24 protein-coding genes are annotated in these 24,239 nt (G+C 32.2%); 12 read left to right on the top strand and 12 right to left on the bottom strand.

Features of this window, described 5'->3' with window-relative positions:
* Positions 1-72: 72 nt before the first annotated feature.
* Positions 73-1,818: a beta-glucuronidase gene (uidA, locus tag ACY3IT_RS04045; RefSeq protein WP_463083622.1), complete on the bottom strand. Its 1,746-nt coding sequence runs from the start codon at positions 1,816-1,818 to the stop codon at positions 73-75.
* Between the two features lie 117 nt (positions 1,819-1,935).
* On the opposite strand from uidA, the gene ACY3IT_RS04040 reads away from it, so the two are divergent.
* Together ACY3IT_RS04040 and ACY3IT_RS04035 are read left to right on the top strand one after the other, a co-directional pair.
* Positions 1,936-2,244, top strand: coding sequence for an ArsR/SmtB family transcription factor (locus tag ACY3IT_RS04040; RefSeq protein WP_463083503.1), 309 nt, complete (start codon positions 1,936-1,938; stop codon positions 2,242-2,244).
* A 10-nt stretch (positions 2,245-2,254) separates the two neighbouring features.
* A complete protein-coding gene (locus ACY3IT_RS04035; RefSeq protein WP_463083502.1) occupies positions 2,255-2,929 on the top strand; it encodes a DUF554 domain-containing protein in 675 nt (224 codons plus the stop codon).
* Here the strand turns inward: ACY3IT_RS04035 and ACY3IT_RS04030 are convergent.
* Genes ACY3IT_RS04030 through larB form a run of 4 tightly spaced genes read right to left on the bottom strand, consistent with a single transcriptional unit; the run spans position 2,926 to position 7,027 of the window.
* Entirely contained in the window at positions 2,926-3,567 is a 642-nt protein-coding gene (locus ACY3IT_RS04030; protein WP_463083501.1) for a lactate utilization protein, read from the bottom strand. The two genes, ACY3IT_RS04035 and ACY3IT_RS04030, sit on opposite strands and share 4 nt — an antisense overlap.
* A 12-nt stretch (positions 3,568-3,579) precedes the next feature.
* Entirely contained in the window at positions 3,580-5,103 is a 1,524-nt protein-coding gene (guaA, locus tag ACY3IT_RS04025; RefSeq protein WP_463083500.1) for a glutamine-hydrolyzing GMP synthase, read from the bottom strand.
* On the bottom strand, positions 5,100-6,275 hold the full coding sequence (gene larC / locus ACY3IT_RS04020) for a nickel pincer cofactor biosynthesis protein LarC (protein ID WP_463083499.1): 1,176 nt from the start codon (positions 6,273-6,275) through the stop codon (positions 5,100-5,102). Before larC ends, guaA begins: the two co-directional genes overlap by 4 nt.
* On the bottom strand, positions 6,272-7,027 hold the full coding sequence (gene larB / locus ACY3IT_RS04015; RefSeq protein ID WP_463083498.1) for a nickel pincer cofactor biosynthesis protein LarB: 756 nt from the start codon (positions 7,025-7,027) through the stop codon (positions 6,272-6,274). Before larB ends, larC begins: the two co-directional genes overlap by 4 nt.
* A 114-nt stretch (positions 7,028-7,141) precedes the next feature.
* Here larB and ACY3IT_RS04010 point away from each other — a divergent pair, with 114 nt between their 5' ends.
* The gene (locus tag ACY3IT_RS04010; protein WP_463083497.1) at positions 7,142-7,273 is read left to right on the top strand and encodes a hypothetical protein; all 132 of its coding nucleotides are present in this window, start codon (positions 7,142-7,144) and stop codon (positions 7,271-7,273) included.
* Here the strand turns inward: ACY3IT_RS04010 and ACY3IT_RS04005 are convergent.
* Genes ACY3IT_RS04005 through dnaN form a run of 6 tightly spaced genes read right to left on the bottom strand, consistent with a single transcriptional unit; the run spans position 7,263 to position 14,102 of the window.
* Complete coding sequence (locus ACY3IT_RS04005; RefSeq protein ID WP_463083496.1) at positions 7,263-9,332, bottom strand: hypothetical protein; 2,070 nt, start codon at positions 9,330-9,332, stop codon at positions 7,263-7,265. The two genes, ACY3IT_RS04010 and ACY3IT_RS04005, sit on opposite strands and share 11 nt — an antisense overlap.
* A 9-nt stretch (positions 9,333-9,341) precedes the next feature.
* On the bottom strand, positions 9,342-11,249 hold the full coding sequence (gyrB, locus tag ACY3IT_RS04000) for a DNA topoisomerase (ATP-hydrolyzing) subunit B (protein WP_463083495.1): 1,908 nt from the start codon (positions 11,247-11,249) through the stop codon (positions 9,342-9,344).
* Complete coding sequence (locus ACY3IT_RS03995) at positions 11,227-11,709, bottom strand: DciA family protein (RefSeq protein WP_463083494.1); 483 nt, start codon at positions 11,707-11,709, stop codon at positions 11,227-11,229. The genes gyrB and ACY3IT_RS03995 overlap by 23 nt, the downstream gene beginning before the upstream one ends.
* Positions 11,702-12,784, bottom strand: a complete 1,083-nt coding sequence (recF, locus tag ACY3IT_RS03990) for a DNA replication/repair protein RecF (protein ID WP_463083493.1) — start codon at positions 12,782-12,784, stop codon at positions 11,702-11,704. The genes ACY3IT_RS03995 and recF overlap by 8 nt, the downstream gene beginning before the upstream one ends.
* Positions 12,784-12,999: a S4 domain-containing protein YaaA gene (gene yaaA, locus ACY3IT_RS03985; protein ID WP_463083492.1), complete on the bottom strand. Its 216-nt coding sequence runs from the start codon at positions 12,997-12,999 to the stop codon at positions 12,784-12,786. The genes recF and yaaA overlap by 1 nt, the downstream gene beginning before the upstream one ends.
* Positions 12,996-14,102 carry a DNA polymerase III subunit beta gene (gene dnaN, locus ACY3IT_RS03980; protein WP_463083491.1) on the bottom strand — a complete coding sequence of 369 codons (1,107 nt, stop codon included), beginning with the start codon at positions 14,100-14,102 and terminating at the stop codon, positions 12,996-12,998. Before dnaN ends, yaaA begins: the two co-directional genes overlap by 4 nt.
* Before the next feature lie 147 nt (positions 14,103-14,249).
* Here dnaN and ACY3IT_RS03975 point away from each other — a divergent pair, with 147 nt between their 5' ends.
* From ACY3IT_RS03975 to ACY3IT_RS03950, 6 genes are all read left to right on the top strand, one after another.
* Positions 14,250-14,687 (top strand): RrF2 family transcriptional regulator, encoded by a 438-nt coding sequence (locus tag ACY3IT_RS03975; protein WP_463083490.1) that lies wholly within the window; start codon positions 14,250-14,252, stop codon positions 14,685-14,687.
* Positions 14,684-15,421 carry a Fe-S cluster assembly ATPase SufC gene (sufC, locus tag ACY3IT_RS03970; protein WP_463083489.1) on the top strand — a complete coding sequence of 246 codons (738 nt, stop codon included), beginning with the start codon at positions 14,684-14,686 and terminating at the stop codon, positions 15,419-15,421. The genes ACY3IT_RS03975 and sufC overlap by 4 nt, the downstream gene beginning before the upstream one ends.
* The gene (locus ACY3IT_RS03965) at positions 15,402-16,637 is read left to right on the top strand and encodes a SufB/SufD family protein (protein ID WP_463083488.1); all 1,236 of its coding nucleotides are present in this window, start codon (positions 15,402-15,404) and stop codon (positions 16,635-16,637) included. Before sufC ends, ACY3IT_RS03965 begins: the two co-directional genes overlap by 20 nt.
* A 9-nt stretch (positions 16,638-16,646) precedes the next feature.
* Positions 16,647-17,369, top strand: coding sequence for a 16S rRNA (guanine(527)-N(7))-methyltransferase RsmG (gene rsmG / locus ACY3IT_RS03960; RefSeq protein WP_463083487.1), 723 nt, complete (start codon positions 16,647-16,649; stop codon positions 17,367-17,369).
* Between the two features lie 18 nt (positions 17,370-17,387).
* Positions 17,388-18,515, top strand: a complete 1,128-nt coding sequence (locus ACY3IT_RS03955) for a GNAT family N-acetyltransferase (RefSeq protein ID WP_463083486.1) — start codon at positions 17,388-17,390, stop codon at positions 18,513-18,515.
* 104 nt (positions 18,516-18,619) lie between these two features.
* Positions 18,620-18,931 (top strand): ArsR/SmtB family transcription factor, encoded by a 312-nt coding sequence (locus ACY3IT_RS03950; RefSeq protein ID WP_463083485.1) that lies wholly within the window; start codon positions 18,620-18,622, stop codon positions 18,929-18,931.
* A 44-nt stretch (positions 18,932-18,975) separates the two neighbouring features.
* Here the strand turns inward: ACY3IT_RS03950 and ACY3IT_RS03945 are convergent, their stop codons facing one another.
* Positions 18,976-20,172, bottom strand: a complete 1,197-nt coding sequence (locus ACY3IT_RS03945; protein WP_463083484.1) for a hypothetical protein — start codon at positions 20,170-20,172, stop codon at positions 18,976-18,978.
* Between the two features lie 150 nt (positions 20,173-20,322).
* On the opposite strand from ACY3IT_RS03945, the gene ACY3IT_RS03940 reads away from it, so the two are divergent.
* Genes ACY3IT_RS03940 through ACY3IT_RS03930 form a run of 3 tightly spaced genes read left to right on the top strand, consistent with a single transcriptional unit; the run spans position 20,323 to position 24,206 of the window.
* Positions 20,323-20,724 (top strand): Hsp20/alpha crystallin family protein, encoded by a 402-nt coding sequence (locus ACY3IT_RS03940; RefSeq protein ID WP_463083483.1) that lies wholly within the window; start codon positions 20,323-20,325, stop codon positions 20,722-20,724.
* Positions 20,725-20,743: 19 nt separating this feature from the next.
* On the top strand, positions 20,744-23,122 hold the full coding sequence (gene lon, locus ACY3IT_RS03935) for an endopeptidase La (RefSeq protein WP_463083482.1): 2,379 nt from the start codon (positions 20,744-20,746) through the stop codon (positions 23,120-23,122).
* Complete coding sequence (locus tag ACY3IT_RS03930; protein ID WP_463083481.1) at positions 23,088-24,206, top strand: baeRF10 domain-containing protein; 1,119 nt, start codon at positions 23,088-23,090, stop codon at positions 24,204-24,206. Before lon ends, ACY3IT_RS03930 begins: the two co-directional genes overlap by 35 nt.
* Positions 24,207-24,239: the final 33 nt, after the last annotated feature.

Below are 24,239 nucleotides of genomic sequence, written 5' to 3'. Positions count from 1 at the left end.
TTTCTTCCCCATAAATTTAAATTTTCACACTTAGCATACTATAGACAATATAGAATTTATTGTCAATAATCTCTATTTTTCCCAAAAATCTGGAATCTTTTTCCATCTTTCTTTCACGAAATGAGCTGCCATTTTAGGTTGTCTTTGCCTAGTAAATATTCCTTTCCTATTACCAAGAACCCTTCTTACTTCTTGTTTTGTCATAAAATCAGCAAAATTCCAAATATGCTCACCTATTACAAAGTCTAATCTATCTAAGGTTTCCATAAAGCGCCTTAACATCTCCCATTGGTATTCTTCAGTAAACATTAAAGGAGGATCACTATGAAATCCAGTAATAGTATCAGCACCAAATTCTGAAAGTATAATAGGTTTTCCAAATTTATCATACCAATTTTTCAATTCTTTTTCTAATTGATATTCTATAATATCTAAATTTCCAGAATCAGTATACCAGGAATAATAGCGATTAACACAAATAATATCCACATATTTACTTACTTTTGTATCTTTATAAGAAGTACTTTCCACAATTGTTACCGGTCTTGTTGGATCAAGCTTTTTTATCTCCTCTATAACCTTTCTAAAATATTCCTCAGATTCTTCCTCAAAAGTTGCAGCTTCGTTTGCCACACTCCACATAACAACAGAAGGATGATTTTTATCCCTATCTATCATTTCTTTTATGACTTGCAGATGGTGTTCTAAAGTCCTTTCATCAATTCGCCCTTTCCTAAAAACCTTATTCTCTGGATTCCATAAATTCATACCAACTGCAGGTGCTTCCTCTATAACCGCTATACCATACTTATCAGCTAAAAAAAGCACTTCGTCGCTGTAGGGATAATGTGATGTTCTAAAAGAATTAGCACCTATCCATTTCAATAAATTGAAATCTTTTATATTTATTACGTGGTCTAACCCTTTTCCTCTTATATCAGAATCCTCATGTTTACCAAAACCCTTAAAATAAAAAGGTTTATTATTAATTAGAAATCTTTTGCCATCAATCCTTATAGTTCTTATTCCTATATCTAATCTATAGCAATCTATAAGTTTCTTATCTAAAAAAATTTTCACTTCAAGTGTATATAAATAAGGATTTCCTGGTTCCCATAAATTAGCATTTCTAACCTCTAACATACCATTAAAAGAATTAGATGAAGCTACTAAATTTCCATTTACATCCCTTAAATTTATTATGATATTATCTATTTCTCCCTCTAAACTTACTTTGTATTTTACCAATCCGTCCTTTCCTTTAATATCTGTTTCTAACTTTATATCTTTTATATAAGTCATCGGGGTTGTATATAACAAAACAGGCCTATGAATCCCCGAATAATTAAAGAAATCAAAATAGTATTCCAATACTTTACATTCTTTTGGATGCATCTCATCATTTATTATTTTCAACTCTCCAGGTGGAAGAATATCCCAGCTTAAAGTATTATCAACAGATATTAGTATCTCATTTTCTCCTCCATATTTTAGTAGAGATGAAATTTCACCCTCAAAAGGCAAAAATCCACCTTTGTGCTCCATAACTTTTACATTATTTACATACACTTCTGAAAAATGGGTTGCAGATCCTATTCTTAGGAAGACCCTATTTTCTCTCCAACTAATCGGTATAAAAGTCCTCTTTCTATACCAAACCTTCCCAACATAATCTCTAAGAGTTATATCTTGAGTTACATCATTGTAACTTGCAGGAACAGGCATGAGAATAAAACTATCTTCCCCATCACGCTTAAAATCCCAAATCCCTGAAAGGTCCTTTACTTCTCTTGTCTCCGTTTCTATAGGATAAAGCATTAAATCTCCCTCCATAAATATTAAAATCTATTTTAAAATTATACCAAAAATTTAAAAGTTTTAAGTTTTTTATGTTAAAATATCATTAACATTTTTCAAGAAAGGAGGGTATAAAATATGGAAAACAAAGAAATTTATTCTTATGAAACATTACAAAATATGAGCGACCTTCTAAAAATATTAGCTCATCCTATAAGAATCAAATTATTACTTCTGCTTTCTAAAGAACCTAATACTGTCTCTGAACTACTTAAGATTTTAGATTTAAGACAACCTAATCTTTCTCAACATCTTACTTTATTAAAAAGGATCAAAATATTGAAGACAAAGAGAGAAGGTAAGTCTGTATATTACTATATAGCTCATCCAGAAATCCAGGATATTATAAGGAAAGTAAAAGAGTTATCAGAAAAAATAGCAAAATAAGGAGAAAAAGATGGGAACAATCTTCAATGCTATTGCTGTAATAATTGGGGGAACCATAGGAACAATTTTTAAAGAGAGAATTCCTTCAAGTTTACAGAAGTTACTTATGGATGTATTAGGATTAATATGTTTACCTTTAGGTATGGAGATGGCTATAAAAGGAGAAAAATTTTTAGCATTGGTTTTTAGTATAGTAATAGGAGGTATAATAGGTGAATTAATAGGAATTCATGAGGGTTTAGAAAAATTTTCAAATATGATAGAAAGAAGGTTTACAAAAGAGAAAAATACATTTGCAAAGGGATTTCTGACTGCAACACTTCTCTATTGTATAGGACCCATGACCATAATGGGATCATTACAAGATGGATTAGGACAATCTCCTCAAATTCTCTATACTAAGTCCCTACTAGATGGAACTGCTTCCATAGCTTTAGCTTCAGCCTTAGGTCTAGGTGTTATATTTTCAGCCATATCTGTATTAGTAGTCCAAGGGAGTATCACTTTATTCGCAAAATTCATCAGTACATTTTTCACAGACATAATAGTACAAGAAATGACAGCAGTAGGTGGAGTATTAATATTAGGTATTGCATTAAATCTGTTAAATATTAAGCAAATTAAAGTTGCTAATTTATTACCTGCCCTATTTCTTATTCCAATTTTTATACATATTTTTCCTTAAAATCCTAATTCTTCATTTACTAATACAATTGAAAAAGGTGTTTTAGCCGGAGGAGCTTCGATAATAGTAGTAATTCTACATATTTTTTTAGGGTGATTACAATCAATGCAATAACCCTCTTCTGCACAAGGAAGTTCAAGTTTTAATCTTTTTGCATTAAGGGGTGTTACTACGTTCTTAATTCTCCATATAGCGGTTTCCAGATTAATAACTAACTTATTCTTACCTACTACTACAATTACTTTTTTAGGACCAAAAATTTGTGCTGCTATCCTATTTCCAATTGCTTCCATATTTACAATCTCCCCTGAAAAAGTCAAAGCATTAACACTGGAAAGGAAAATATCAGATAACAACTCTTGTCTTCTTATTTCTAAATCCTCCTCAGGAGATAATCCTTCCTTCCAATGATGAATAACCTTGTTACCTCTTCTCTCTAACTCTTCAATAACCCCTATTTCTCTAATAGTAACACTCCCACCTACTCCTACTTTAGCATTTTCAGGTATCATTTTAAGAACTAAATCTCTTGCTTCATGTCTATCATTTACTAAAAAAACTTCAAAACCCCTTTCTTTTAAAAGATTTGCTGTTCTTTTAAGTTGTTTCTCTTCTAACCATCCCTTAAGATCCCCCATAGATAAACCTCCTTACTCCCATTCTATAGTTGCTGGCGGTTTATCCGTTAAATCATAAACCACCCTATTAATACCTTTCACCTCATTAGTAATTCTTCTTGATATCTTACCAAGTATATCATAAGGTACTTCTACAAAATTAGCTGTCATCCCATCTTCACTCTCTACAATCCTTAAAGCTATAACATACTCATAAGATCTAAAATCTCCTTTAACTCCCACTGTTCTAATAGGTAGAAGTACAGCAAATGATTGCCAAATTTTTTCATATTCACTCCACTTTTGTAACTCTTCCTGTAATATATTTTCAGCCATTCTAAGAATCTCTAATTTATCCTTTGTTACCTCTCCTAAGATTCTTACAGCAAGCCCTGGGCCTGGAAATGGTTGTCGCTTAATAATAAAATCAGGGATATTTAAAATCTCAGCAATTTTTCGTACCTCATCTTTAAAAAGATATCTAAAGGGTTCTATTAATTCAAATTTTAAATTTTCAGGAAGGCCCCCCACATTATGATGTGTCTTTATCTTAGCAGCCATACCTGTAGATGAAGCAGCACTTTCTATAACATCAGGATATAGAGTTCCCTGAGCCAGATATTTAAAAGGACCTCTTTTCTTTGCTTCCTCAAGAAAGACTTCTATAAACTCATGTCCAATAATTTTTCTCTTCTCTTCAGGATCTGTTACTCCTTTTAATCTATTTAAAAATCTATCTTCCGCATTAACGACTATTAAATTCACTCCTAAGGATCTCAACGCATTACTTACCTCTTCTTTTTCACCTTTCCTCAATAAACCATGATCCACAAAAATAGCAGTTAACTTATCTCCTATAGCTTTCTGTAATAATACCGCCAAAGTTGAAGAATCTACTCCTCCACTGACAGCGAGCAAAACTCTATCTTCTCCCACTCTCTCTTTTATCTCCTTGATCTTTTCTTCAACAAACCTTCCTAAATCCCAATTTTTCTTAGCCTTGCAAATTTCAAAAGCAAAATTCTCCAATACCTTTTTCCCATTTTCTGTATGGGTAACTTCTGGATGAAACTGCACCGCAAATAGAGGATTTGTTTGGGACTGAGCTGCAGCAATATAATTATTTTCAGAATAAGCCAAAACCTCAAAAGAAGGTGGTAATTCTTTCACCACATCATAATGACTCATCCATACCTTTTCCTCTTCAGCTAACCCTTTAAATAATAATGAGTTTTTAACAATTCTTATTTTAGTTAAACCAAATTCACCTTTTTCGCCTTTTTCTACCTTCCCACCAAGAATTTGAGCCATTAATTGAAAGCCAAAACATATGCCCAATACAGGAATCTTTTCAGAAAAAATATCCATATCAAAATTTAAGTTAAAATCGTATACACTGTTAGGTCCTCCTGAAAGTACTATACCTTCTACATCTTTGTTTTTTAGTTCTGAAAATTTCACTGTTGGCGGAAAGATCTCTGAATATACTCCCATTTCTCTAAATCTACGGGCTATAAGCTGAGTATATTGAGAGCCAAAATCTATAACACCGATCATAGATTACCAAACTCCCTTTCTAAAATTTTTTCAATCTCTGAAATAACAACTCTCAATGGTATACCCTCTTTTTCGGCGATTTTTCGGCAATCCTCATACTCAGGATATGTTTTTTCAATATCTCCATATTTAGAAAATTTAACCCTAACTTTACCCCAAGGTGTAACTATCTCTTTAATCTCCCTTATCATAAATCTCTTATCTACATAATATTTTCTTATTCCTAAAGTGGTTGTCTCTCTAAAAATAATTTCAGATAATTTTCCTTCATATATAGGATTTGCTATGACTGTAAGTAGAACTCCAGGCCTACCCTTTTTCATATATACAGGAGTTAAGAAAACATCAAGAGCCCCTTCATTAAACAACTTTTCAGTTAAATATCCATAAATCTGTGGATTCATATCATCAATATTAGTCTCCAAAACTATATTTTTTTCATCCAATACCATATTTTCGTCCTTTTCTCCTAAAACTACTCTAAGAAGATTAGGAAACTGAAAATCCTTTTTTCCGCATCCGTATCCTATTTTCTCAATTTTCATCTCAGGCATATTATCAAAAGATTTTGCAACAGTAGTTATAATAGCAGCTCCTGTTGGTGTCACTAATTCCCCTTCTCTCCCATCAGTATAAACAGGAACACCTTTAAGGATCTCCAAGGTTGCAGGGGCTGGAACAGGAATTTTTCCATGCTCTGTATCAACAAAACCTCCGCCTAAGGGAAGAGAAGAAGAATAAATTTCATCCACATTTAAAATTTCTATAGCAATCAAAGATCCTAAAACATCTATAATAGTATCTAAAGCTCCCACTTCATGAAAATGTACTTCTTCTATGGATTTATTATGAATTTTTGATTCTGCCTCAGCAATTTTATAGAAAATTTTTTTAGCTTTCTCTTTGATATCCGAGGATAGACTACTTTTTTTCACAATATCAATTAAATCCCGAAGATGTCTATGGGTTTTAGTATCTTTTATCCTTATGTTTACATCTGTACCATAAAGTGCTCCTTTTTTCTTCTTTGTTACTTCAATTTCATAATCTTCAATAGGAATCTTTTTAAGCTCACTTTTCCATAATTCTTCATCTAATCCCAAATCCAAAAGGGCTCCTAAAATCATATCTCCACTTATTCCTGAAAAACAATCAAAATATAATATCTTCATTTTTTCTCCTCCACCATCAAATTTATCATATTTGCTAAATATCCTGCACCAAATCCGTTATCAATATTAACCACCGCTATCCCAGGAACACAACTATTTAACATAGTAAGCAAAGCTGAAAGGCCATTAAAATTAGCGCCATATCCTACACTGGTAGGTACAGCTATTATAGGTCTTGCTACTAATCCTCCTACCACAGAAGGGAGTGCTCCTTCCATTCCTGCCACTACAACAATAACATTTGCTTTATGAAATTCAGCTAGTCTATCAAATAATCTATGAATTCCAGCTACCCCTACATCATAAATTCTCTCAACATTACTTCCCATTATCTCACATGTTACTGCTGCTTCCTCAGCCACAGGAAGATCAGCAGTTCCTGCACAAGAAACAATAACTTTGCCTTTCCTCTCTATTTCTTCCCTCAATACTGCAACAATCCTTGCTTTTTCAAAATAAATAGCATCTTCAATCTTGCTCTTTACCTTATCAAAAATCTCTTTACTTGCCCTTGTAGCGATAACCCTATTATTCACTTTTACTAATCTTTCCATTATTTCCATGACTTGCTCAGGAGTCTTTCTTTCTGCGAATACAACTTCAGGAAATCCTCTAATAAGAGCTCTTAAGTGATCGATTTTAGCAAACTGTACATCTTCGTAAGGTAGAATTTTTAATCTATCCATAGCATCCTCAACAGATAATTCTCCTCTCTTTACCTTGTCTAATATTTCTCTAACTTTCTCTTTCATTCTCTGTCTCCTTAGATAAGAATTTTTAAGTAATATTTATACATTAATTTCTTCTTTTTTAAAAGGGTTTAGTGATAAAATAATAATTAATAAAAAAAGATGGGGGTGTTGAGTATGGCAGAGGATCGTAAATGCAAAAATTGTAAATTCTATCAACCCAATCCTAATGATCCATCTCGTGGCACTTGCTTTGGTATACCTGTAAAAGCTGAAAACTGCTGTCCTCAATTTATAGCTAAGTCTTAAATTCCACTCTTTCTAAATATAATTCTGAATTCCTTATCAGATGTTTAATAAACTCTGGGGAAATTAGATACAAGATAATTGAATAAGGTCTATAGTTAAGGTAATGTAATGATTTTTTAAAAATTAGGAGGCTCCTTATAAGAACACCAAAAAGAAATAGGATTTTATACTCAATAAAATCCCTTAACTCAAAAAGCTCACGAGGAGCCTCCAACTTCTTTTCTTTTATTCTTTTAATAACTTCTTTTCGTTCATTTGAAAGATTGTAGAGCATCAATAAGAAACTTTCAGGAAATGTGAAATTTTTAAATATTCCATCATATCCTTTGGACTCTAACTTTTTAACTAATTTAATACTTCTTCCTAAATCAACCGAATACCCCTTCTCATATAATATAAAACTGGCAAGATGAAAATACTCTCCTAATTCTAAACCTTTTATAATCTCCAAAAATTTTGAAACTTGTTCAACCTTATTTCTCCAAATCTTAGAAAATTCTTTAGAATTAATAACTTTCTTGCCTAAATATATCTCTATAAATTTAGGAACTTGTATATCTAAATCCATTTTATCTAAATTATCTAAAAGATTAAGCCTTACCCTAATAAGATGACTATCAGGAATACTTTTTAGATAAGAATTCAATTCTCCTAAAAAATAATCTACCATTGGAGCATATTTTGATCCCTCCTCAGGAACCGCTAACACTCTGGGATGCTTTCTCATTTCTGCCATAAATGGACCTGCCTTACCAATAAGAGCAAATCCATAAGGAAACTTACCAGAATCATATAAAGTTTTGAGAAAAGTTTCTGCACTATCAAGATTTTCCTTAGACACCAGAACAAAAGATTTACAATGAGGAGAAGATAATCTAATATAAGGCTTGTCTTGATTAATTATTTCTAAATTACATCTTATTAATACCTTCCTATTACCCTGGAAATTAAAGATCTCTAAAAAATATGGCAGTTGTAAAGTATTTTCTCTCATTACTACTCTTTTCAGAGGTAACCTTGCCTTATTTAGAGCTGAATTGTAGGCGTTAGAAAATATAATAGGATATTTCAATAATAAATCAAAGAAATAATAGAAGCTTTTATTTTTTAAATCTTCATACGATGCAATTTTAAGTATATCTGATGTTCTCTGAAAATTAAAATTATAATCTTCTGATATATCCTTAATTATCTTTTCTGCAAGCCTTATTTGAAAATCAGCTATTGATACGTTTTGCTCCTCTAAGATCTCCTTGGCCCAGTTATATATTTTTCTTGCTCTCTTTAAAATTCCTTTCCTTTCTTCCCTATTTTTTACTTGTTTTAAAGTTCCTCTTAATCCTAAGATAAAAAGAGTTTTCAAATATCTTAATAGCTCATCATCAAAATATATACTTGAAAGACTTATTTCTTCAGGATAACGAGGTACAATTCCATACCATCCTATGGATTTTGAAAACAAATAATATATTTCTGCCTTAGGATTCCTTTGGAAATATGAAGTTAATGTCTCTTTATTTGCCATTATTCCAGATCCTGTAAAAACAGAATAATTTTCATAGTCTAAAGAAAAACCAAAGTCAGCCAAGCTTTTTGAAAAATTGTCATCTCGCTTTATTATATCCCTAAATTTCCCCCAATCCTTTGCCAACCACAATAGTTTGAAATTTAAATCATTATATTCAGAAGGCTCAATTGGAACCCCATACAAAAGGCCATAAGATATATCTTGATTTATATATACCGCTCCCGTCAATTTTCCTGCATAATCCTCAGTAAGAGTATATCTTCCTAGATCTTTATAAAAAGGAATCAGTCTATAATCCCCTGTACCAAGTTTCTCATCATGTATAAAAGGAACAAAAGGTAAATTCTCTTTTAAATTATTATAAATTACTAAATCAGTAATAAGAGCATCCCATAATAAATTTTGATCACCCTTATAAACCCACTTTATTCCTAAATCAATAAGCTTTTTAGATAAATCTGATGTACAGTTAATCCTAAGAATATAGAAATTTTCATCTTCTCTTATTATTTCTCTACAAACCACTCCCATCTTAAATCCCTATATGTCTAAATTTCTCACAAATTTTGCTTTCTGCTCAATGAAATTTCTTCTCTCCTCTACATTATTTCCCATTAGGATAGAAAAAAGTCTTTCTGCTTCTAATGCATCCTCTATGGTAACCTGCAAAAGAATTCTTTTTTGAGGATCCATAGTGGTTTCTCTTAATTGATCTGGGTCCATTTCCCCCAAACCTTTGTATCTCTGTATATATACATTATCAGGATAGTCCCATTTCTTCAAAATCTCCTCCTTTTCCTCTTCGGAATAAGCATATCTTTCTTCTTTACCTTTTCTTAAAAGGTATAATGGTGGTTGAGCTATATAAACATATCCTCCCTCAATCAGAGGCCTAAAATGCCTATAAAAGAATGTAAGTAAAAGAGTTCTTATATGAGCCCCATCCACATCAGCATCAGTCATAATAATAATTTTATGATATCTAAGTTTAGATAAATCGAAATCTTGACCTATACCTGTTCCTAAGGATGCAATTATAGTCTTTATCTCTTCACTAGACAGAATTTTGGTAAGATGCTGAGCTTTCTCCACATTTAGTATTTTACCCCTTAGAGGCAAAATAGCTTGATATCTTCTATCTCTTGCTTGTTTTGCAGAACCTCCTGCTGATTCTCCCTCAACTATAAAGAGTTCACACTTCGTGGGATCTTTTTCAGAACAATCTGCTAATTTTCCAGGGAGTAAGGTAGACTCCAGTAGACTCTTTCTTCTAACAAGCTCTCTTGCCTTTCTTGCTGCCTGTCTTGCCCTATAAGCCTCAATAATCTTACCAATTATTAATTTTCCAATATCCGAATTTTTACTAAAGTACTCTGTTAACTCTTCCTCTACAACCTTTTCTACAAATTTTTTAACCTCTGAATTACCAAGTTTTGTCTTAGTTTGCCCTTCAAATTGAGGATTAGGAACCTTAGTACTTATAATAGCAGTTAATCCTTCCCTTACATCTTCACCAGATAATGATTCAGCCTCCTTCCAAAGTCCCCAACTTCTAGCAAAACTGTTTACTACTTTTGTCAGAGCTGAACGAAACCCTGTTACATGAGTTCCACCCTCAATAGTATGTATATTGTTCACGTAAGACAATATTAATTCGTCATATCCAGTATTGTATTGGAGAACTACTTCTATAACTAAATTCTCCTCTTCTCTCTTAAAATAAAAGGGTTCATGTAATACTTCTTTACCCTTTGAGAGATATTCCATAAATTGTATTAAACCGCCCTCATATTTATATACGTTACTCTTACTGGTGTTTTCATCTTTTAATTCGATAGTAACACCAGGATTTAGAAAGGCTAACTCTCTCAATCTATTTGCAATAATTTCATAATCAAATTTCGTAGTCTCAAAAATCTCAGGATCTGGATAAAAAAGTATCTTTGTTCCTGTTTTATCAGTGCTACCTTTTTCTATCACAGGGGTAACAGGCTTTCCTTTCTCATAAGCCTGATAATATAATTTACCATCTCTCATTACCTCTACTTCTAATCTCCTTGAAAGAGCATTAACAACAGAAAGTCCAACCCCATGTAGTCCACCACTTATCTTATAAATAGAATTAGAGAACTTCCCCCCTGCATGAAGTGTAGTTAAAACAATCTCTAAAGCAGGTTTTTTTGCTTGAGGATGTAAGTCTACTGGAATACCTCTTCCATTATCCAACACTACAACCCCACCATCTTTACGCAATTCTACATATATATAATCACAATATCCTGCCATAACTTCATCAATACTGTTATCTACTAATTCAAAAACAAGATGATGGAGTCCTCTTACTCCCACATCTCCTATATACATACCTGGTCTTTTCCTTACTGCCTCTGTACCTTCCAATATTTGAATACTGTCTGCAGTGTATTTATCCTTTTTTGTTACGGTCATCTTTTATACCTCCTTTTTGCATAATGGCTAAGTTTCTATAATAATTTCTAAGAATTTCTCTTAACTCCTCATCTTTTACTTCCTCAACTATTTTAGCAATTCTTTCTTCTTCACGCAAAGAAAGTATAGGTTTTTGACTAATAGTAGTTTTTCTCTTTGCTTTAAAATTCCTACCTTTATCAATGAAGACGATATCTTTTATAATATTTGGAATAACAAGTTTATTATTTATTTTTTCTATTAATTTGTTCTTAAAAAGCATAAGTTCTTGTACCCATACACTGCTATCTACATATACATAGAGAATCCCATTTTTCACATATGCTGGTCTAGTATGAGATGATAAGGTCTCACCTACCACTTCTTCCCATTTCTCCATGGCTAAATATTCACATAATTTCTTTTCTAAATTGAGTCTTATAAAGACTTCCCAAAGCTTTGAATATAAAGAATCACTCATTATAGAATACTTCTCCGTTTTTCACTAAAAAATGTGGATAATCCTTTAAAAAATCTATTCTCATTGGCAAACTCATAAAAATCTGAAACATACTTATACCGTTCCAAACAAGTTTCTGTTTTTCTTCATCTAAATCTCCAAAAAGATCATCTATAATAAGAATTGGCTTTTCTCTTCTGAATTCGGAAAGAAGTTTTATAGTAGCTAATTTAAAGATTATAAAGGCAAGTTTTCTTTCACCAGCAGATGCATATTTTCTCATATCATATCTAAGAGAATCTTTCTTTATGTAAAATCTAAGATCATCTCTGTGAGGTCCCACCAATGTGTAACCTTTTTTATTCTCATCCTCAAATGATTCCTTTAGCTTTAGTTCAAAATTTTCCATTAAACTTTCTTCATTCATATTTTCTAAATTAACAATTGAGTAGTATTCTATTTCCAAAAAGTCTCTTCCCAAAAAATCAAGAGAAATATTATGAATAAGTTGTCTTAATTTATTAATTATCTTCAATCTTTCTACCAGTATATAAGTTCCACTTTTTACTAAGGAACCGTTCCATATCTCTACATTACCACCACTTTTTAACGTAAGATTTCTCTGATATAAAACCTTATAATACTCAGAAAGTGATTTATGATATTTGTAAGAAAGAGTCGAAATAAATCTATCCAAAATATATCTTCTTTCAGATGGGCCTTCTTTGAAACCTTCAATCTCTTCTTGTGAAAAAACAACCGCAGGAAATAGAAATATCATATCTTTTTGCTTCTTTAATAATTTTTGGTTTATCTTAATTTTTTTATCTGCCTTAGATAAGGCTGTTTCTAAAATCAATTTTTGATTTTGCCATAATACATTACCCTTTATATAAAAGCTTTCCTCATTCCAATTTATTAATTCCTTTTCATATGGTGTTCTAAAGGATTTTCCTGTAAAAAGAAAATAAATACTCTCCAGGAGATTAGTCTTTCCCTGAGCATTCTCCCCATAAAATATGTTTTTATCGAAAAATCTTAATTGTACATTTTTAAGATTTCTAAAGTTTACTACCCTCAAATCCTCTAAAAACACTAATCATCCCCTATTAATAAATATTTTTCTCCCCCTACTTCTACTACGTCCCCTTTCTTAAGTTTTCTTCCTCTATGAAGTTCTATCTCACCATTTACCTTTACTACACCAGAAAGGATTAGATTTTTAGCCTGTCCACCTGTATCCACAATCTTAGCCCACTTCAAAAATTGACCTAAGGTGATAGTATCTGTGTAAATTTTTATCTCTTTCATAATCTTACTGGCATTAATATATACATATAATTTTCATCTTCTGGAGAAGTTATCAATGCTGGTCCTAAATCAGTTGTAAATTTCATTATTATCTCATCCACACTCATATTATCTAAGGGATCCATCAAATATTCCACATTAAAACCAATCTCCAAACTTCCATTTATATCAATCTCTGCAGGAAGTACTTCTTTAGCAAACCCTCTTTCAGAAGGTAAAGTAGATACAACTACCTCATTGGAATTAATAGTAATTTTCACAGTATTTGTCTGATCAATTTCAGCAAAAACTTCCATTCTTTCTAAAAGATCAAGAAAATCTTTTCTATTTGCCTTAAAGGATGCTGTAAAATCAGTGGGAATTATTTTATCATAAGCAGGAAATTGTCCTTGTAGCAGTCTGGAAATAAAATATATCTCCCCACAATTAAAAACCACTTGACTATCAAGGCTTGCCATGTTTACCCTATCATCCTTAGCCTTTGTTAGAATCTTATGCCATTCTTTTAAACTTTTAGCTGGAATTATGGTAGGTGGAAAATCATTATCTACGTATAATGTTTTTAATGCTAATCTATGCCCATCTACTGCTACCACATTAAGTTTTCCATCTTTCCCCTCAAAAAGAACACCTGTAAGAACCTGTTTAATCTCATCTTCAGCTGCAGCAAAAATAGTTTCTTTAATAGCTCTTCCAAGCTCTATTCTATCTAAGGATATGTTATATTTATCTCCTATATCGCCTATTTCTACTTTTGGAAATTCTTCAGTACTTTCACCCTGTATCTCTATATCTGAATAACCCGCATGAATTATTGCTCTATTTCTCTCATTTACATGAATTTCTAAGGTAACATCGGGAAGTTTTCCCACAACTTCAATAAAAATACTAGCTGGAAGACATACTTCTCCGGGCTCCTCAACTATTACAGGCATACTTAGAGCAAGACCTATCTCAAGATTATTTCCTTGAAGATATAAAGTATCATTTTCAGCCTTCATATAAACATAAGTTAATATAGGGACAGTAGTTTTTGTGGCTACAGCACTTTTAACAAACAGTAAAGATTGATATAAATCTTCTCTTTGAGTTATAAATTTCATCCTTCCTTCCTCCTTTTCATGAATTATTCTATATAAAACAATTATACCTTGAGGCCTAAAAAATAAAAAGTTACATTTGACAAAATTATAATTCCGACTTAAAATGTATATGTTGAGTGAATCACTAAACATTTATGGAGAGGAGAAATGATGTTTAAAGTATCAGCAAAAATTGAATATGGGTTAAGAGCTATGATTCTTCTTGGCCTAAATTACAATATTGGAAGACTTTCTTTATCTGAGATAGCAAATAGCGAAAAAATTTCCAAAGAATTTTTAGCCCAGTTGATGTTAGATTTAAGAAAAGCAAATTTAGTAGAAAGTTACAAAGGTATAACAGGAGGATATTCGTTAACAAGACATCCCAGAGAAATAACATTAAAAGAAATATTAGAAGCTTTAGTAGGACCAATTCAAATTATAGAGTGTATACATGAAAACAACTTATGTGATAAACAAAATCTTTGTGTGACAAAAAATATTTGGGAATTCATAGAGATTAAAATTTTAGATTTATTCAACAATATTACCTTACAAGATTTAATTACAGGAAATATAAGAAAGGAGGCAAATATTTCATTATGACAGAAATGTTAAGAGTGGAGAATTTAAGGGTAGAAATCAAAGAGGAAACAATTCTAGAGAGATTAAATTTTTCCTTAGAGGAAGGTGTACATGTTCTCTTAGGACCTAATGGTACTGGTAAATCAACCCTTCTCGGTGCCATTATGGGCCTTCATAAGTATAAGTTATCAGGAAAGATTTACTTTTATGGTGAAGATATTACTGATTTAACTCCCGATCAAAGATTTAATAAAGGAATTTTTCTTGCATATCAACTTCCACCCGCTGTAAGAGGAGTAAGATTAAAGGATATATTAAAGAAAATCTTAGATATAGATCCCAAAAAAGACTTACCAGTTGAGATTTATAACTATCTAAAATCTTTAGATTTAGATGAGAGTTTCTTGGAAAGAGAAATCAATTATGGCTTCTCAGGAGGAGAAAGGAAAAAAAGTGAAATACTTCAACTACTTCTGGCAAAACCAAAACTAGCCTTATTAGATGAGCCTGATTCTGGAGTAGATATAGATTCCTTAAAGCTTATTGGTGAAGCTCTAAGAAAAATAGCTAAAGAAAGTAATTTACTGATAGTAACCCATAATCTAAAGATCTTAGATTATGTAGTGCCTGATTCTGTAATTGTCTTATTAGATGGTAAATTTGTGTATAAAGATGGTTTAGAAATAATCCATCAAATTGAAGAAAGAGGATATGATTATGTAAGGAGGTTGGTCTATGCTCAAAACTTATCTTAAAGAAATTAGAGAAAAAGCTTTTAAAGCTAAAGATAAGCCTGCTATTTTAGGACCAGATATAGATTTAGAACCCTATATGAGAACAATAGAAGAAACTCCAATAGGTGATCTGGAAAAACTACCGGATGAAATAAAAGAGAACATCTTATATTCTGGCATAACCCCCTCAGAAAATGATAGAGCGGGTACCTACTTTCAAATTAACCATAGTGTGGTTTATGAGAAATTACAAGAAATATATAAAGGAAAACTTGAAATAATGTCTATCCAAGAAGCTCTTGAGAAATATGATTGGTTGGAAAATTATTATAGTAGATTAATTCCGCCAGACACAGATAAGTACACTGCTTGGGCAGAAATAAAACCTACAGGAGGCTACTTTATCAGAGTATTTAAAGGTCAAAAAGTAGAACATCCTGTTCAATCCTGTCTATATATAAAGGAAGGGAATATAAGTCAAAATGTCCATAATATAATTATTGTAGAAGAAGGTGCAGAAATATTTGTAACTACAGGTTGTCTTACACATCTTAAGGATCAACCAGGAATCCATATAGGTATCTCAGAATTTTATGTAAAAAAAGGTGGAAAACTTTACTTTACAATGATACATAACTGGTCAGAAGAATTTCATGTAAGACCAAGAACTGCTGTATTAGTTGAAGAGGGAGGTGTCTTTATAAATAATTACGTAACCTTAAAACCTGTTAAATCAATCCAAAGCTACCCAACTGTATATGTGAGAAAAGGAGCTATTGCTCGTCTCTATAGTATCATCTATGGGAGAAAAGATTCCTACATAGATCTCGGAGGAAGATTGGTTTTTGAAGAGGAAGATGCCAAGGGAGAAATTGTCTCAAGAATCATAGCAAATGACTCATCCAAGATATATAGTAGAAGTGAAATTATTGGCAAGGCAAAAGGGACAAAAGGATTCTTAGATTGTAGAGGAATACTACTTAGTAAGTCCTCTCAAATAGTAGCTGTGCCTATCTTAGACGCTCAACATCCAGAAAGTGAATTGTCTCATGAAGCAGCCATAGGTCCAATTAATGAAGAAGAAATAGAATACCTTACAACAAGAGGTTTTGATAAAGATGAGGCCATGTCAACTATAACAAGAGGATTTTTAAGTTTAGAAATACCAGGGCTTCCAAAGGTAGCCAAAGAACAAATTAATTATGCTGTAGCCCAATTAGAAAAAGCTGGGTTATAATATGTTTAAATGGAAGAAAGTTTTAAAGAAATCCTTAGAGAAAAGGTAAAGAATATAGGTATTGAGCTTTCTCCCTCTCAAGAGGAGAATTTTTTTCTGTACTATAAAGTGTTAAAGGATTGGAATAGAAAGATAAACTTAACTTCTCTTGAGGGGGAGGAAGAGATTATCTTAAAACATTTTGTAGATTCCCTTACATGTATTATACCAATAAAAGATGAAAAAATAGAAAGGATTATTGATATAGGAACTGGGGCAGGATTTCCCGGCATTCCAATCAAAATTATTATCCCTACCCTTTATATCACCCTTCTCGAATCCCAAAAAAAGAAAGTTTCTTTTTTGGAAGAACTTATTAAGATATTAAATCTTGATAAAGTTGAAATTATATGGGACCGAGCAGAAAAATTAGGAAAGAATCCTCAATACAGAGAAACTTATGATTTGGCATTAGCAAGAGGAGTAGCAAAACCCAATATTGTTTTGGAATATGCTTTACCTTTTGTAAAAATCTCTGGATTATTTCTCGGTCAAGCCACCGAAAAAAATATAAATGAATGGTATATGGCTAAGAATGTAATATCAATCCTTGGTGGAAACCTGGAAAAGGAAATCTCAATTTCTATAGATTCCACCATTTCTCGAAAGCTATTAATTATTAGAAAAATCTCTCCAACTCCTGATAAATTTCCACGAAGGCCTGGAATCCCTGAAAAAAAACCACTAATTTAGAAAATGGGAGGAACAAAAATGACCATTGAGATTAAAGAGGTAAAAAGTAAAAAGGATAAAAAAGACTTTATAATGTTTCCATTTAAACTTTATAAGAATGATCCTCTTTGGGTGCCACCTTTAATCTATGAGATGAAAAGAATTATAGAAAGCCCTGGAAGCTTGTTATTTCAAAGTGGGCCTCATACTTTTTTTAATGCATATAAATCTGGGGAAATAGTTGGAAGAATTGCGGTAGGTATCGATGAAAAAATGAATAAGTGGAGAAATAAAAAGGAGGGTTATGTTACCCTTTTTGAATGTATAAATGATAAAGAAGTAGCCTTTTCTCTATTAAATAAAGCAGAAGAATGGTTAAAAGAAAGAGAAATGGAAGATATGGTTGGTCCTGTATCTCCTACAAATGGAGATGATTATAGAGGAATGTTAGTTGAAAATTTTGAGGATCCACCAGTTATATACACAACTTATAATCCCCCATATTATGTAGACTTCTTTGAAAGCTATGGTTTTGAAAGAGAACATACATTTGTAGCTTATAAATATGATTTAAATAAATTACCCTTAGACGACCATATAAAGGTAATTGAATATGCTAAGAGAAAATATAAATTTTACACTAGGCCTGCAGATTATTCAAGAATTCCTGAAGAAGCAAAAACTTTACAAAAAATAATAGAAAGATCGCTTACACCCTTAGAATATGATTATCTTATACCTCCTTCTGAAGAAGAGATGTTAATTCTGGCAAAAGATTTAGTAAAATTTATTCCATCAGAATTCGTACAATTAGCATTTTCTAATGAAAACCCAATTGGTTTTGCTGTTGCAATACCAGATTATAATCAAATATTAAAGAAGCTTAATGGTAGGCTTTTTCCGATTGGGTGGTTAAAATTCCTTATGTATAAAAATAAAATAAATAAAGCAAGAGTATTCTTACTTTTTGTAATTCCTGAGTACCAATCAAAAGGTGTTCCCGCAGCTCTTTTTATTGAGCTCCTCAGACATGCAAGAAAAAGAAGTTATACTTTTGCAGAGGGTTCTACCATAAATACTAATAACACTAAAATGTGCAGAGAGGCAGAAGGTGTTGGTGGAATTTTATATAAAAAGTTTGTAATATTTAAAAAGAAAATACAGTAAAAGGAGGTGAAAAAGAAAAGCTTTTTGATAAGAATATTGACATTATTAAGATTTTTCTTATACTTATATAGAACTTATAAAATTTAAGAAAGGGAGTAATAGAAATGGAAAACAAAAAGAATCTTACTATAGAAGAATGTGAAGCCTTGGCAGATGTATTTAAATCTTTATCAAGCCATGTAAGAATTCATATCTTATGTGCGTTAAAAGATGGAGAAAAAAGTGCAGGAGAAATAGCAAAAATTATAAATGCATCCTTCGCTAATACATCACAAAATCTTAAAGATCTCTATAACTTAGGTCTTTTAAAGAAAAGACGCGTAGGTCAATTCGTTTATTATTCTTTAGCAGATGACTCAGTATTGGAACTTTTAAATTTAGTTTATAAACTCAGATTTCGTGCAGTAAAAAGCTAAAAAAGGAGGGGAGAATTTCTCTCCCCTCCTTAAAAATTCATCTCTTAGAACTTTATAGATCCAGATAAACTAAGGGCTTGTGGCATTGTAAGATCCTGAGGATCAAAGGCAACTCCTAAATCCGCTTGAAGAAGAAGCAAATTCAAACCGAAACCTGCTGTATAAAGTTGTGGATTAAATTGAGTATCTAAAATAGCTCCTCCTCTTAATATAGCAACCATCATTATAGGCTGTTCAAAACCAATCCTGTATAATGTAGGAGAAAGATTGCTATCAAGATCTGCTCCAACCGCAATTCTTGTGCTAAGAACTGGTACTTTTACAAATACACCCGCCTTAAGAGACATAGGTGGAAGGGCTACCTCAATAGGATTAGTAGTTTCAGAATATGGTGTGTATTCGTTATAATTGCCATTACTATCATAATATCCTTCCTCATATCCATTAGTTTCTTTACCTTCAAGAGGCACACTATATACATCCTTTGCAAAAATTCCAGCCGCTAAGAATGGAGAAAATCTCATATAAGCACCAAGGTCAATAGAAATATATTTTTCATCTATAGAATTATATACTTTTTTATGAAAATCATTCTCATTGGGCTGATTTGAACCTTCAGCTAATAATACTCCACTCTGAGTTATTTTTACACTTTCATTGTAATGGTAATACATAGTATTATTTAATCTTATATTAGTACCGAGATTTAGTTTCAAGCCTAATAAATCTATGGCAGGTATAGCAATGGTTAAGGCACCATTAAGATTTGGAGTGGCAGTTACATCAACATTTACATAAGCTTGTAGATCTTGAGAAGGATCATCTGAGGTATATTTGTAGAAATTAAAGTTCACATCACTATCTCCAAATAGTGTGATTCCTATTTTACTTATACCAAGATGTAGATATCCTGCAAAAGAAAGATAGGTATTAATATCACCATTTGGAGGTTCTGTATTACTATTTAATGTGTTGTAAAGATCTATAAAAGATTGCACATTAGAAATAGGTGCTAATCCAAGACCTGCTTTAAGAGTTAGCCTTGAATATTCACCTATTAGAGCTGGATTATATATGGCAGAGGTTGGCGAATCAGCAAGAGCTGTCATAGCACCTGCCACACCCATAGCCCTTGGATCATAAAGTAGATCCTTAAGATTATAACTTGTAGTCACTCCGTAAGATACTGTAAAAAGAAAGATTAGAATCAAAAAGGAGCTCAAAATTAACTTACTTTTCATGTTCCTCTCACCTCTCTTAAAGATTTCTTTCAACTACATTGTATCACTTAAATAATAACTAATAAAGTGATTAAAATCACACTTTTATATATGGTATAATGGAAATAAAGATAAATAAAAAAATGTCTATATCTCTGGAGGATAAAAACCATGGAGAGAAAAAGAATATTTACACAAAGAGATGATCCTTTTGGTGGGGAAATATTTAGAATTGTTGACTGTTTCTATAGAGAAAGTTCTCGATTCTCTATGCAATGGGGAGCATGGGTGCCAAGAGTAGACGTATATGAAACCAATGATAAAGTAGTAGTCCTAGTAGAGATTGCAGGAGTGAAAATTCAAGACATTGATATTACCTTTCATGAAGGTAAATTAATCCTAAGAGGCACAAGACAGGAAAACTATATATCAGAGCCTGAGATATACCACAGAATGGAGATAAACTTCGGACCTTTTGAAAGGGTAATACCTTTACCCGTAGAAGTTGATGCTCAAAATGCTGAGGCATCATATAATGATGGGTTTTTGGAGATTGTTCTTCCCAAAAAGTAAAGAAAGGAGGGATGTAAAAATGGAAGAAAAAGAAATGAACCAAATGCCAGATATCCCAGAAGAACTACCAATTCTTCCACTAAGAGAAACAGTAGTATATCCTCAAATGCTTATTCCACTTGTTGTGGGAAGAGAAAAGAGCATTAAATTAGTAGAAGATGCCCTTGCTGGTAATAAAATAATTGGAATGTGCATGCAGAAAACTCCTGTGGAAGAACCAACACCGGATGATATTCATAGGATTGGTACTGTAGGAATAATAGTAAGAAGCTTAAGATTTCCTGACAATACTCTTAGACTATTTGTACAGGGATTACAAAGAATAAGAATAATAGAATTTACACAGACAGAACCATATTTTAAAGCTAAGGTAGAGGTAATAGAAGAAAAGGTAGAAAAAACTGTTGAAATAGAAGGATTAATGAGAAATCTTTTAAATCTATTCCAAAAGATGGCGTCTTTAATACCACAATTTCCAGAAGAACTAATAATTAATGCAATGAATATACAGGAACCAGGTAAATTAGCAGATTTTATAGCCTTTAATACTAATCTAAATATTAACGAGAAGCAAGAAATATTAGAAACTATTGATATAAAGGAAAGATTACAAAAAGTAACCTATTATCTTACAAGGGAGTTAGAGATCCTTGAGATTGCAAATAAAATCCAAAACGAAGTCAAAAATGAAATAGAAAAAAGCCAAAAAGAATATTTCTTAAGACAACAAATGAAAGCAATACAAAAAGAGCTTGGTGAGATTGATCCTAGAGAGATGGAAATAAATGAATTAAGACAAAAACTTCAAGAAGCAAAACTCCCTCCCGAAGCAATGAAAGAAGCAGAAAGAGAGTTAGAAAGACTTGCTTTAATGCCACCCGGCTCTGCCGAATATACTGTTACAAGGACCTATTTAGATTGGCTAATTAGCTTGCCATGGGCAAAGTCTACAGAAGATAACCTTGATATAAAAAGAGCTGAAGAAATTTTAAACGAAGACCATTATGACTTAGAGAAGGTTAAAGAAAGAATCTTAGAATACTTAGCTGTTAGGAAGTTAAAAAGTGACATGAAAGGTCCAATATTATGTTTTGTAGGACCCCCAGGTGTTGGTAAGACATCCCTTGGAAAATCCATAGCAAGAGCTCTTGGAAGAAAGTTTGTAAGAATATCATTGGGTGGTATAAGGGATGAAGCTGAAATAAGAGGACACAGAAGAACCTATGTAGGAGCATTGCCGGGAAGAATTATTCAAGGAATGAGAAAGGCTGAGTCTAATAACCCTATATTTATGCTTGATGAGATAGACAAATTAGGGGCAGATTTTAGAGGTGATCCAGCAGCAGCATTATTAGAGGTTCTTGACCCAGAACAAAATAACTCTTTTGTAGACAATTACTTAGGAGTACCTTTTGACCTTTCTAAGGTTATGTTTATAGCAACGGCAAACGTACTATACACTATACCTCCAGCTTTACTTGATAGAATGGAAGTACTAGAAATTCCTGGATATACAGAATACCAAAAACTTGGAATAGCAAAAGGTTTCTTAATTCCAAGACAATTAAAGGAACATGGGTTAGAAAATTACCAAATTGAATTTACTGATGAAGCCATAAAAAAAATTATAAGAGAATATACACGAGAGGCAGGGGTAAGAAATTTAGAAAGAGAAATTGCTTCTATTATTAGAAAGATTGCAAAAGGTATTGCAGAAGGAAGTATTACTGATAAGGTAATTGTTGATAAGGAAGATATACCTAAATACTTAGGTCCAGAGAAATATACCTTTGGTATGAAAGGAGAAAAGGATGAGGTAGGAGTAGCTACTGGTCTTGCATGGACAGAAGCAGGTGGTGATATTCTTTTTGTTGAAGCTTTAGTAGTTGAAGGGAAAGGAAATCTTATACTTACTGGTAAACTTGGAGAAGTAATGCAGGAGTCAGCAAAAACAGCCCTTTCTTATGTGAGATCAAAGTTAAAAGATCTAAATGTAAGTTACGAAATTCTTGAAAAATCAGATATCCATGTACATGTACCATCAGGTGCTATTCCTAAGGATGGCCCATCAGCGGGTGTAACAATAGCAACAGCTATAGCTTCAGCTCTTACCAAGAGACCTGTCAAAAAAGATATTGGAATGACAGGAGAAATCACTTTGCGTGGCAAAGTTCTTCCGGTAGGTGGAATACGAGAAAAGGTTCTTGCAGCTCACAGGGCAGGTCTTACAGCAGTAATAATGCCTAAGGAAAATCAAAAAGACTTGGAAGAAATACCAGAAGAAGTTAAAAATGAGCTAACTTTTTACTTTGTGGAACATGCTGATGAGGTCTTAAATCTTGCTCTTTTGGGGGTGAAGGAATATGCTGAGCAAAGAGATCCTGAAAGAACTGGGTAATCTTAATTTTTATCCGTATTTGATAACAACTCTTTACATAAATGTATCCCCCTTGATAAACCCCAAGGGGGAATATAAGATAATATGGAAAGATTTAAAAAAATCAGTTTTAGATAATCTAAATAATCAAAATTTAGAGGTAGAGATCAAAAAGTCAGTATTTTCAGATTTAGAAAAAATAGAGACTATCTTAGATCAGGGCTCTTTTGGTTCTGCCAATACCATTATATTAATGAGCTGTAGTGCCAAAGATTGGGAATATTATATACCTCTTTATCCTCCCCTTAAGAATAAATTAGTAGTAGATAAAGACCCCTATACAAAACCCCTATCCCATCTTATAGTTGCCAATAGACCTTATTATTTAGTAATTTTGTCAAAAGGAGATGCCAGAGTTTTCAAATATTTTTTGGGAGAAATTCATGAGGAAGGAGAGATAAGAGAAGAAATACCAAAAAAACATAAACAAGGAGGATGGGAAGCATCTGATTGGCAAAGATGGCATGAAACACATGTTATATGGTATTTTAAAGAAGTAGCTGAGTTTTTAGACAAAATAATAAATACAAATGAAAAGATAATAATAGGAAGTACTTCTCCTAAAAATATCTCTGAATTTCTAGAACTTCTTCCTAAAAGGCTCCATAATTCAATAATTGGAGAAATATCTTTAGAATTGGACTCTCCAATAAAGGATATTCTTGAGAAGACACATGGACTTATTAAGGACTATGAAGAAAAAGAGGCTAAAGACTTAGTAGAAAGTCTAATTGTGGCCAATGCAAAAGGAAAGGAAGCAGTCATGGGATTAGAAAATGTTGCCCACGAGGTATATCAGAAGAGAGTACAGAAAATATTAGTAGAAGAAAATTATGAACAAGAAGGATATGAATGCCCATCATGTTATTTTAGAAGTACTTATTTAGAAACTTGTCCTTATTGTAATATAAAGATGATCAAAAGATCAGATATAGTAGATGAAATTGTAGAAGATGCAATTATAGAAGGGGCAGAATTAAAATATATTGAAAATAAAGAACTTGCAAAAAAGATAAATAACATAGGTGCTTTCTTGAGATATTAAAAAAGAGGGGAGAAAGATTCTCCCCTCTTTATA

The organism is Dictyoglomus sp. GBS, from assembly GCF_055179815.1.
Note: the sequence above shows the minus strand (reverse complement) of the source record. Positions and strands in the feature narration are given on the sequence as shown.